The sequence below is a fragment of the Bacillus pfraonensis genome, from assembly GCF_050768835.1.
Classification (GTDB): domain Bacteria; phylum Bacillota; class Bacilli; order Bacillales; family Bacillaceae_G; genus Bacillus_A; species Bacillus_A pfraonensis.
Window position 1 is genome coordinate 1 of sequence record NZ_JAHCDO010000070.1, and the last position, 10969, is coordinate 10969.

The 10969-nt window shown below is 33.4% G+C and carries 9 protein-coding genes and 4 pseudogenes; 5 read left to right on the forward strand and 8 right to left on the reverse strand.

Going from position 1 to position 10969, the window contains the following annotated elements:
* Positions 1-884 (reverse strand): IS200/IS605 family element RNA-guided endonuclease TnpB (tnpB, locus tag KFD70_RS28405; protein WP_431613538.1); only part of this gene is annotated, 884 nt, incomplete at its 3' end.
* Positions 885-1123: 239 nt separating this feature from the next.
* Here tnpB and KFD70_RS28410 point away from each other — a divergent pair.
* Positions 1124-2029, forward strand: a complete 906-nt coding sequence (locus KFD70_RS28410) for an alpha/beta hydrolase (protein ID WP_336454561.1) — start codon at positions 1124-1126, stop codon at positions 2027-2029.
* A 216-nt stretch (positions 2030-2245) separates the two neighbouring features.
* Here the strand turns inward: KFD70_RS28410 and KFD70_RS28415 are convergent.
* Positions 2246-2728 (reverse strand): annotated as a pseudogene (locus tag KFD70_RS28415) (DDE-type integrase/transposase/recombinase).
* A gap of 264 nt (positions 2729-2992) precedes the next feature.
* Between KFD70_RS28415 and KFD70_RS28420 the strand changes: the two are divergent.
* Positions 2993-3151: pseudogene (locus tag KFD70_RS28420) on the forward strand (IS6 family transposase); the annotation flags it as partial.
* Positions 3152-3395: 244 nt separating this feature from the next.
* Here KFD70_RS28420 and KFD70_RS28425 read toward each other — a convergent pair.
* Positions 3396-4556: a tyrosine-type recombinase/integrase gene (locus KFD70_RS28425; protein ID WP_336454562.1), complete on the reverse strand. Its 1161-nt coding sequence runs from the start codon at positions 4554-4556 to the stop codon at positions 3396-3398.
* A 355-nt stretch (positions 4557-4911) separates the two neighbouring features.
* Here KFD70_RS28425 and KFD70_RS28430 point away from each other — a divergent pair, with 355 nt between their 5' ends.
* Positions 4912-5895 carry a DNA-binding protein gene (locus KFD70_RS28430; RefSeq protein ID WP_336454563.1) on the forward strand — a complete coding sequence of 328 codons (984 nt, stop codon included), beginning with the start codon at positions 4912-4914 and terminating at the stop codon, positions 5893-5895.
* Positions 5896-6250: 355 nt separating this feature from the next.
* Here the strand turns inward: KFD70_RS28430 and KFD70_RS28435 are convergent, their stop codons facing one another.
* Positions 6251-6457, reverse strand: a complete 207-nt coding sequence (locus tag KFD70_RS28435; protein ID WP_336454564.1) for a hypothetical protein — start codon at positions 6455-6457, stop codon at positions 6251-6253.
* 673 nt (positions 6458-7130) lie between these two features.
* Here KFD70_RS28435 and KFD70_RS28440 point away from each other — a divergent pair.
* A complete protein-coding gene (locus tag KFD70_RS28440) occupies positions 7131-7943 on the forward strand; it encodes a class I SAM-dependent methyltransferase (protein WP_336454565.1) in 813 nt (270 codons plus the stop codon).
* Between the two features lie 80 nt (positions 7944-8023).
* Positions 8024-8683 carry an IS6 family transposase gene (locus KFD70_RS28445; RefSeq protein WP_431613539.1) on the forward strand — a complete coding sequence of 220 codons (660 nt, stop codon included), beginning with the start codon at positions 8024-8026 and terminating at the stop codon, positions 8681-8683.
* 85 nt (positions 8684-8768) lie between these two features.
* On the opposite strand, the pseudogene KFD70_RS28450 reads toward KFD70_RS28445, so the two are convergent.
* The 4 genes and pseudogenes from KFD70_RS28450 to KFD70_RS28465 form a co-directional block, all read right to left on the reverse strand.
* Positions 8769-8924 (reverse strand): annotated as a pseudogene (locus tag KFD70_RS28450) (IS4 family transposase); the annotation flags it as partial.
* A 124-nt stretch (positions 8925-9048) separates the two neighbouring features.
* Positions 9049-9129 (reverse strand): annotated as a pseudogene (locus KFD70_RS28455) (IS6 family transposase); the annotation flags it as partial.
* Positions 9130-9250: 121 nt separating this feature from the next.
* Positions 9251-10444 (reverse strand): Ger(x)C family spore germination protein, encoded by a 1194-nt coding sequence (locus tag KFD70_RS28460; protein ID WP_431613540.1) that lies wholly within the window; start codon positions 10442-10444, stop codon positions 9251-9253.
* The coding region (locus KFD70_RS28465; RefSeq protein ID WP_431613541.1) for a GerAB/ArcD/ProY family transporter at positions 10441-10969 on the reverse strand (529 nt) is incomplete at its 5' end. The genes KFD70_RS28465 and KFD70_RS28460, both read right to left, overlap by 4 nt.

Consider the following 10969-nt stretch of genomic DNA (forward strand, 5'->3'; position numbering starts at 1 on the left):
CGAAATTGTGACCAAGATACTTCACTAATTGCTTTTGCAAGCTTTCCATTTTTGAGCAGGTTACTGACTTGTAAGTTTTCTATACCGATGACATCGTGGTTTTTGATGATTTCAGTAGAGAGTTTATGTAAGTAATCAGCTCTCGCATTGGCAATATGTTCATGGATTCTTGCAACTTTCACACGCTGCTTGTTCCAGTTCGAAGAACCTTTCGTTCTTCTGGAAAGGATACGCTGTGCTTTTGCTAACTTTTCTTCTAATATACGGAAGAATTTAGGGTTCTTATATGTTGTTCCATCAGAAAGAATAGCAAAATCTTTTAACCCAACGTCCATTCCACAAGTGGATTCCGTTTTAAGCATTTCTTGTATCTCTGTTTCGACAAGGATAGATACAAAGTATGTACCACTTGGGTTACGTCGAATCGTTGCATGTAGAATACGACCTTCTACTTCACGACTTTTGGCAAAGCGAATAAGGCCAAGTTTCGGTAATTTCATTTTGTTACCTACAATCGCAATATTGCCGTTCGTTTGTTTTGTTGTGTAGGATTGAACCTTATTGTTTTTAGATTTGAATTGTGGAATATCATTTTGTTTCTTAAAAAAACGCGAAAAAGCATCTGCGAGGTTTTTTAATGTGGATTGAAGAGCAATACTATCTACTTCTTTTAACCAAAGTGTATCCTGTTGCTTTTTTAATTGAGTAAGCTCGGCAGAGCAAGAAGGATAGGTTAATCCTTTTCCTGTCTCTTTATAGGTGTCATTCCAGAGAGCAAGAAAATGGTTAAATACAAAGCGACTGCACCCAATGGTTTTAGCAATTAATATTTCTTGTACCTTATTTGGATAGATACGAAATTTATATGCCTTATTTACTAACATGGGTTGCACCTCACTTTTTTCGTAGGATACCTACAGTATACTAAAAAAAGTAGGCTTACGCCTACCGACATTCATCTCCCACCTAAAATTGGTGTTTTCACACCTTCACATTTTTGAGGAAGGACTCTTCTGTCGGAAAATGATAAAACAAGAATAAATTATCTCTTCTATTGGAATATTGTGCAAAAACAAACTAATCTGCTAAGTAATTCTCATTTCACAAAAAGAGGTGTGAAGAAATGTCATTAACATCAGTTTTGTTAAATGTATTATTCAAAAAGGGGGATGCTAAAAGAGACAAAGGGTTAACTACCCCAGAAAATATCGAAAGATTGGACAACCTTGATTACTACGGGGATACAAGTGGAAACCATTTGCTTGACGTGTATTATCCAAAGGATACGGAAAAACCTTTGCCAGTAATTATATCGATTCATGGTGGCGGCTGGGTGTACGGGAACAAGGAAGCTTATCAGTTTTACTGCATGAATTTAGCCCAGTACGGGTTTACGGTAGTAAACTTCAACTACCGTCTTGCACCAAAGTATACATTCCCAGCAGCTCTGGAAGATGTAAATTCAGTTTTTCATTGGGTGAAGAGTAATTCAAAAAAGTTTCATATGGACTTAAATAATTTGTTCATTGTAGGTGATTCAGCGGGAGCACAGATTGCAAGTCAGTATGCAGCAATCATTACTAATTCAAATTATGCAAAACTGTTTGACTTCAAAATGCCTGATATAAGAATAAAAGCAATGGGATTAAACCACGGAATGTATGATCCTCTCGATAGAATAAAAAACAAAGAAACGAAAAAATGGTACAGGAATCTTTTATATGCTTTGATGAAGGACTACCTTGGAAAAGAAATTCACAAATATGAAAAGGAAATGGATTTTCAGTCAAACATTACGTCATCTTTTCCTCCTTCTTTTGTGACTTGCAGTGTTAATGATGGATTGGTTGGGATTCAACCTGTTTTCCTTAGTAAATTAGAATCTGCAGGACTTCATTATATTTACAAAGAATATGGTCATAAAGACAAAGCAAGCGGTCATGTATTCCACCTTGACTTAAGAAAAGATGAAGCAACAATACTCAACAATGAACAAATAGAATTTTTCCGCCAATACATGGGCAAATGAGGGGGTGTCTAGTAAGGAAGTAATTAAAACAAGTTGAAAATGCCTTGAATGAGATCATGATCTTATAAGCATTTAAATTAGATGGTGAAAGATCACCTGAAACTGAAGTTTGTATCTATGCTTTTCATAAACTTTTTTCTAAAACAGCTATACTTTTCTGGGTTCTGTTGCAAAGTTTGAAAAAGCATAAACAGCTTGGTAAATGAGGAACAATGTTTAGGAAGTAGCTAGTAATTGTTGAAGTTCATTGTACGTTGAAAAGGCGGAGTCTCTTTGAAGACTTCGCCTTTGTTTATATAGAGCATGAATGGTCTCGATACCTTTTATCGTACGTGAAGCATGACGAAGATTTTGAAATCCTGCAGATTTGGCAAAACGTCTCTTTACATGCCTATGATCCTGTTCAATGAGGTTGTTTAAATGTTTGATTGTACAATGGATTGTAGTTTGATAAAATCCTTGATAAGTTTCATCCAAATGCTAAGATAATCGTGCAGATTTATTTTTCACTTTCCAAATTTGATAGATGAGATTGCCATATTCATGAACCCATCGCATGATGGTTGTTGGGTGAACTGAAATACCACGTTCTTTCAGGATTTCAGAGACATCGCGATAACTTAAAGAAAAACGGCAGTAGTAGCCGACAGCTACTAAAATAATCTCTTTCTTGAATTGTTTTCCTTTAAAATATTTCATGCCTGATTCTCCTAGATCTTGTTTTCTAGAGTGTAGCTTCATGTAGAAAACCTTGCAACAGAACCATTTTTTTGTAAAATCTTGTATCTTTTTGATTAGATTCTGTAGTATTGATTATAAATTAAAGATGTGCTGCTATTATAACGTCTTAACTTCTATCCGAAAGTAGTCTTCCACTTTTAAACGTGAAGGTGCGCCAGTGAAAGTGGAAGATGAATTTCGGTTAGGCATATCCTAAAGTTGTCTCTTTTTCATGCTATTATATTTTTCAAATCCGCAGGATTTCAAAATCTTCGCCACGCTTCCCGTACCTTGAAAGGCATCGAAACTATTCATGCTTTATATAAACGAAACCAAAGTCTTGGCTCAGACTTCGTTTTTTCGACATACAATGAATTACAGGAGCTACTAACAATCGCATAAAATGTACGACTTTTTGTTAGCACCACTTAACCTTAACAAAACTTAGCAACAGAACCTTAGCAAGGCTCTACACGCTTCCCTATAAATACGAAAATTTTTAAGGAAACTTGGCGAAGAACTAATAAATCCTTATCTTATAAGAATAAACCAAAACAAATAGACTATAAATTGTTTTTAATTATATAAAAATTACATAATTAAAAACAATAGTATTGAAGTAATTTAATACCTAATAAAATCGTTATTAAAATTCATCTTCCAAAATTAGATTGCCAGCATCATTATCTTTCGTCAATCTCTGCTTCAGATAATTTTCTTTCGTAGTCCGATCATTTTTATGACCTACTGCAGCTGCGATGACATGAGGTGCTAGTCCTTTGTAATCATATAAGTACTGTACATAAAAATGTCTAAAGAAGTGAGGGGTAATTCTTATATTCTCTGTAAAGGATAACTTGGTATCCTTTATGATTTTAGAAATATATTGTGACAAGTAATTCTCTCTATAAGCAGTATGGTTCTTGGTTTGAAATATAGTCCCACCATTTTCATTTCCAATGTCTATAGGTAACCTTCTCCGAATTCTAAATGCAACAATACGATTAAAAATCTCCTTATTAATAGAAACAATTCGTTCATTATCTCCCTTTGTATCAACTGTTAAATAGTAACGTCCGCGTATAGCGTCATACTCAAGATTTTCCCACTTTGCATGTGCTACCTCTGCAACACGCAACCCTGTAGTAGCAAGGATCGACAATAAAGCGTAATTGATTTCATTATCCTTATAGTAATGAAGCAGTTGCTTTACTTCCTCATATGATAACTCACGTTTTGGTTTATGGTGTTTATTAACGGTCGTGCTTAGAATCTCTACATGAAGAGGTTCTTGGATATATTGGATTTCATATAGCCATTTCAAGTACGAACGGATCACACCAAGTTTTCGACTAATCGTAGATGCTTTGTATTTTTCTTTCGATTGATAGGAGATTGCCTCCTGAGATAACCACTTTTGATAGTTTCGGATATGACGTTTTCTAAGATTCCTCCAAACTTGGCCAACTGCATAACCTTTCACATCTTGCTGCAGAAATTCTGTACTTTGTTTGATGAAAAAATAGAACTGACTTAAATCACGTGCATATAGAGTCCTGGATGCATTCTTTATACGTTTTTCTTGATCAAAATGTGTTTGCCGATTTAAGTAGTAGTACAATATTTCTTCATCTGAAAATCCCTCATATGTATATGAATCTTCTCTTTCGTTATTTTCCTTTTTAAATTCAGCTTCATTTATATAATCACGATTCCATACTGAAATTATGTTTGTGAAATTTTGTTTTTGTTTTTCTATATTTTCTAAAGAAGTTTCACTATGAATTGTATTTAATTCAAATTTCACTGTTATTCAACTCCTTATTAATTCCTTTTATATCTACTATTATAACTGAATTAAATTATAAATCATTTACATAGAAAGATTAAATTTTATAAAAATGATAGTGAATAACAACTATAGAAAATTGTATATTTTCTATGGTTATACTATTCTTTATTTTATAAATAACTCTTTGTTATATTTCTTTAAATACAAATAATAATTTAATTAGTAAATATAAATAAATTTTATTTATTTAAGAAAAAAGATTAAACGTTATCTATGATATAATAAATTACAGTTATATATTCCTTGAAATTTAAATTAAACTACATAAATGATTGATTCAAATACAAATCAAATAAAAAGGAGAAATAACATGAACGAAAACCAACAAATTATTATGAATACAACAGAAGTGAAGGAGTATTTAGGTGTTAGTAATTTTGTTGTAAATAATCTGATGAAGCAGGAGCAATTAGTTCCAATTAATAAGGATACTTGGAGATTAGATGGAAGTTTCTTGTTCAAAAGAGAAGATGTCGAAGTGATTAAAAAAGAAAGAGAAACGGAAGGTCTTACTTTATACCAAGCTAGTAAAAAGTATGGTGTAAGCACATATCAATTAGAAAAATGGTTGGAAGATGGGGAGTTAACCGTTACTGTACAGGAACATCGTAACCGAGAGACTAAATTCATTAAAGAGGAAGAGTTAAAGCAACTTGTACAGAAATTTGATCAAGCAAATACTCTGTATACATATTCTCAAAAGTATAATACAGTCCTATTCCAGCGGTATATTCAAGGAAATACAATAGCTAGAGTTATTTCTATTCCGAAACGTGGCGATATTATGTTGATTGATGAATTTGGAAGTGAATTCACTCTAAAAGAAGCAAAGGAATTAGGATATATACCAGCATACGAGTTATCTGATAAACCACGTAGTCATCATCAAAGATTTGTTACATTCCGTATACCAAAATCTGATCAATTACGTAGTAGTTCTTTTCAACTTATTGATTTCATACTGCAGTATGTATCTCCAAGAAATTTAAAAGTTTTAGAAGAAGAAGGGTTTTGGTATTTTGATGTTCGCCAATCACTAATCGAATTACCTATGGGAATGCAATTGGAATGGATTGAAAGTTTAACACCTTATTTAATAGAAGGAAAATTAGTAAAACGTGTGAATAATAGCGTGTATTTAGATAGTAGCAGCGTGACTAAACCAGTTACGATGTCCAGCAAAGAATATCAAGCAATCAATAAAATAGTTGAAGAAACTAACAGTACAATCGAAGAATTCATCGCATCCGCTATTCGTGAGAAGATAAATAACTATCAAACATCACAAAACTAATTTGAAAATAAAAAAACAGCTAGATATTTTCTTAAAGAGGGCTCACTACCTGCCTATCAACTTGAGAAGTTTGTTGTTACCCAAAACTAGAAAAACGAGCTGAGCTGTTATAAGTAACCTAATTTATCCTTTTAAAAAGATTAGTATTGACCTTAAAAGAAACACGTTGATTTGAAAAAAATAACTTGATTATGAAATTTGCTATAATTACTTTGGGTATATTGAGCTAATCGCTTCTTGAGATTAGTTCTTTTTTACTTGTAACGGAATTTTACTACGCAGAATAGTGCAATATACTCATTTAAATATGATTGTCACACATAAGAAAAAGCCTTGCTGTATAAACAAGACTTTCTTATACAATAGTATATTTGCTATCCTCTGAAACACATAAATTGGCCGTATCAATTCTCACGTGACATTTCCCAAATCGTCGCTTGACTTCTGATTTCAATTTCTCATTTGCTTCTTCTAAAGAACGTGCTGGAATGATTGCGGATTGTAAATCTCTTTCCTTGCCACTATACATCACTGAAAAATTAATTTCATACCGATGCATCATGGTTCCCTCACTTCCCTTCTTTTGAAATCGCTCTGTCCATTCTAACGAAGGATAAATACCAATACTTAACCAAATATATGCAATATCTTCTGGAAAATTGTCTGTTATCCTCTTATTTCTTCAAAAATCTATATGAACCTCCTAACAAACTGAATAAGAAACAGATGTGAATTTGAAAGAAAGTTAGTATGTTTGTAAGAAAGGCGTGAAGTTTTGAATAAAGTTGCGCTGTTTAAAATAAAGTCGCGACGTTTATAAAAATGTTGCGATGCTCTATCTCTTTAGATAGTTATCTAAAGGGGTATTTTTATAGTAAAAAGGAAAAGAACATCTGAATTGAAAGGTAGATTAAGGAACTGTTGAGTAGCAATAAGTTATTCCGTTAAAGGGCCATTTAATGGAGGAAGGAATATTAAGCAAGTTAGGTAGTTTAAGAATAATTTAAAATTATTCTGAATTTTATATGATGAGAATCTTAAAAGGGTAGGATCATTATAAGGGTACAATATAGGGGCTGTCCCATAAGTCAGAATTACTGACATATGGGACAGCCCCTTTTATTATTCAATAAAGCCAAATTTTAAACTGCAGTTTAAATTGACGATTTTTAGACATGCCTCAATCTAAATCCTATCAAAAAATTAAATATAAGTCTATTTCTCTTTTTAAGTTAATGTCAAAATTATCATATGTTCAACAAAATAGCATTATTTATCATTTTTTAATGAAGAAAGGGGCTTATAATATGAAACAAAATATTTATGACAATTCAACTTTCTTTGAGGGCTATAAGAAATTACGGGATTCAGGAATCAATTATAACAATTTTATTGAACAACCAGCACTAAAAAATTCTTTACCCGATTTAACAAATAAAAAGGTATTGGACTTAGGGTGTGGCATGGGGGAATTTACTAGGTACTGTATTAATAAAGGAGCTTTAGAGGTAGTTGGAGTAGATATTTCTAAAAACATGATTGATGTTGCAAGACGAAATAATATTCACGATAAAATCACATTTATAAATAGCTCTGTAGAAGATCTAGAGATATCTAAAGATTACTTTAATGTAGTTGTTAGTTCTCTTGCACTTCATTATGTAAAAGATTACGGCGCTGTAGTAAATAAAATAAATAGATTCTTAAAAAAGGGAGGGACATTTGTCTTTTCTACTGAGCATCCTATTGTAACTGCAAGAAAAAAAATGAATGGCTGGGTAACAGATGAGAACGGAAAGAAGCTGTATTTTCCAATAGATAATTATCAAGAAGAAGGGCAGCGTGAGCAGTTTTGGTATATTGATGGTGTAGTAAAATATCATCGTACGATTTCAACTCTTATAAATGAATTAATAAATAATGGCTTTCAGCTAGAGAAACTATCTGAACCAGTTGCTATAAAAGAAGGAATAGAGGCTATGCCTAAGATAATAAACGAAACAAGAAGACCATCATTTTTAATTATAAAGAGTACAAAAATATTCTAATAATGAAAGAGGGAGGTTCTGTTGCAAAGATTTCTAAACTGAGATAACCTGTAGAAAAAGTGTGAGCAGGAGAATGATATATGGGGTATTTTAAAGGAAAACAGTTTAAAAAGGATATTATTTTGGTAGCCGTCGGCTACTATTGTCGTTTTTCTTTAAGTTATCGTGATATATCTGAAATCTTGAAAGAGCGCGGTGTTTCGGTTCATCCAACAACCATCATGCGCTGGGTTCATGAATATGGAAACCTTATCTATCAAATTTGGAAGAAGGAAAATAAAAACGTTCAATTATCTTGGAAACTAGATGAAACCTATATAAAAGTCAAAGGAAAATGGTGTTATTTATATCGTGCAATTGATAAAGACGGGCACACATTGGATATTCAACTTCGTAAAAAACGGGATCATCAGGCTGCCTATGCCTTTATGAAAAGATTAGTTAAAACGTTTGGAGAACCAACGGTTCTCACTACAGACAAAGCACCAGCATTACTTTGCGCATTTAACAAATTAAGAGAACAAGGCTTTTCTATAAATACAACTCATTGTACAAGCAAGCATTTGAACAATCTCATTGAACAAGACCATAGGCATGTGAAGCGACGTTTTTCCAAATCCGCAGGATTTCAAAATCTTCGCCACGCTTTCCGTACCTTGAAAGGCATCGAAACCATTCATGCTTTATATAAACGAAACCGAAGTCTTGACTCAGACTTCGGTTTTTTCGACATACAATGAATTACAGGAGCTGCTAACAATCGTATAAAATGTACAACTTTTTGTTGGCACCACTTAACCTTAACAAAACTTCGCAACAGAACCCCCAGATACAAATGATGGCTAAGTCTGATCCAGAAAACTTACGTTTTCGCTTTACAAACCCAAGTTCTCTTGCAAGTTTTTCTAAAAATACGGGTGTCACATATCGTTGTAATTCCTCTGCAAATGGTTGTAGTTCATCTTGAATCGAGACATTCATCAAAAAACGTCATCCTTTCTGCATATTTCTACAAAAAGAATAGCTGCTTTTTCGCTGTATGGATACAAATTTATCTTGGTTTGCTGGCTATGTAATGGGACTACTCCTTGTATTAACATTTTCTGTATTCATGAACCCAACGTATGATAGGTGTTGGATGAATTGAGATGCCACGTTCTTTTAAAATTTCAGAAATTTGATTGTACTAAATTTGACTTTTTATCTGCTAAAGAACGTTGCAACAGAACCATAGAAATTCTATTTTTTCGCAATTATTCCATCACTAAAAGAAGAGAAAATCTGTTGTTATAGAATAAGATAATGTCTCACTTTTTAAAGTTCGACGCCCCATAATCTTGTATGGTTACATTTACATGATATTTAATCGGTACTCTACTAAATGTTTGATCCCAATCTTTTTTGACTTTCTCCCATACTTTTGGTTCTTCAATTCTTAATCGGTTTCCAAAGCCAGCAACGTCAGCTTGATATTTTTTCTGCATTTTTTCTGTTACATGATGCACCAAGTGCTTTACTTCTTGTTCAGCAACTTTTTCTGCCCTTTTTAAAAATTCATTTTCAAAACCTTTTCCTGAGTGCATCCAATTTTCAGACACACGCCCTTCTGATTCAATGTTTACATCAAAAGAAATCTTATTTCCCTTAACATGTGGGGTGATTTTGCTTTTTATGGACTTTATCTCGTAGATGATGGGTTGCCCTGTCTTTTTATCAGAACCTTTTACCACACCACCTTTCCTTTTTCCGTTAATCCATATTAGTCCCTCTAATTCCTCTTCATTTAAAAAACCACGTAGCTTTTTTGTTTTTCCTTTAATTACGGCAGCTCCTGCAAATTTTGCTTCTCCATTTGTCGAGATCACATTTTGTAAAAGAAAACTGGATCCTGATTGCATTTTGCCTTCTAATTTAGCGAGCGATACAGGAGGTAAAATTCTTGTTATTCTATATTGATTATCTCCAATCCCAACCAAATGAAACGTTGGAATTTCTCCTTTTCCCTTTGATTCCAGTGTTGCACTCGCTCGTCCCTTGCTGATTAAAACCATACAGCTAAGTCGAATCTCATTGTCACGGAGAAGTTGATCTAGTAAATTTTCCAAACTGTATGTACGTACAAGACTATCACTAATAACAATGCTCTTTAAATGTGGGCTGAACAAAGGGCCCTCTCTTTTCAATGAAAACTCACGAATGATTTGATGAATAGAATCTCCAGTCTCAGAAACATTTATATAACGTTTTTGTTGCCCGTCTCCTTTACTTTTTGCTTGCGAGTTTACAATTTGATAAGTAGCTGTAATAAGGTTTCTTTTAGGATATCCTCCTCCTTTTCCCTCAATTTCTTTCTCAATTGTTGACTCCTTACCTTTATCCAATGCTATACCTGAAGTTAAACTCAACTCTTCAATCTCTTTACTGCTCCAGCACCCTGTCAGAAGCACAAGCATCGAAAACAAAGTCAAAAGAACCCGTACATAGTGAAAGTTATTCTTCACGATGTCCCCCCTTTTCTCTTTAATCGCGTGACGATAAGAAGGAGCAATGGTAGTAACCCAAATAAAAATATAGCAGTATTGCCGACCATATCCCCGAATTTAAGTAGATCATTTATATTTTTCGAAGTCATAGCAATGATATAAATAATTGGAAGCAAAGCAAACATAAAAGGATGAATGCTCTTTTTGAAGAGTTGTGCTAGCCCCATTGCAGCAGCGTAGTAACTGATCGTATATGTAGCAAATATTTGCATAATCCATATTACAAGCAATAAAGATTCAAAACGTTCAAATATCAAACCAGAAATTTCAAAACTGCGCATGAGATCAATTGTCGGCCAAGTTCTCGTTACAACTCCATCGACGGATAATGCACCGATAACCATTACGACCGTTATTACGTAAAAGATTAACGGAATAGAAATTCCAACTAGAATGACTTTTACTGCTTTGTTTGGTTGCTCCATAAACACCAAAAGGATTAACATGATTTCAGGACCTGTATATGCGAGAGCAGTTGTCTTT

Bases quoted from the DNA above. Each gene is read 5' to 3' on its own strand.
- KFD70_RS28410 (WP_336454561.1), top strand. From the start codon at position 1,124: ATGTCATTAACATCAGTTTTGTTAAATGTATTATTCAAAAAGGGGGAT.
- KFD70_RS28430 (WP_336454563.1), top strand. From the start codon at position 4,912: ATGAACGAAAACCAACAAATTATTATGAATACAACAGAAGTGAAGGAG.
- KFD70_RS28435 (WP_336454564.1), bottom strand. From the start codon at position 6,457: ATGATGCATCGGTATGAAATTAATTTTTCAGTGATGTATAGTGGCAAG.
- KFD70_RS28440 (WP_336454565.1), top strand. From the start codon at position 7,131: ATGTCAAAATTATCATATGTTCAACAAAATAGCATTATTTATCATTTT.
- KFD70_RS28445 (WP_431613539.1), top strand. From the start codon at position 8,024: ATGGGGTATTTTAAAGGAAAACAGTTTAAAAAGGATATTATTTTGGTA.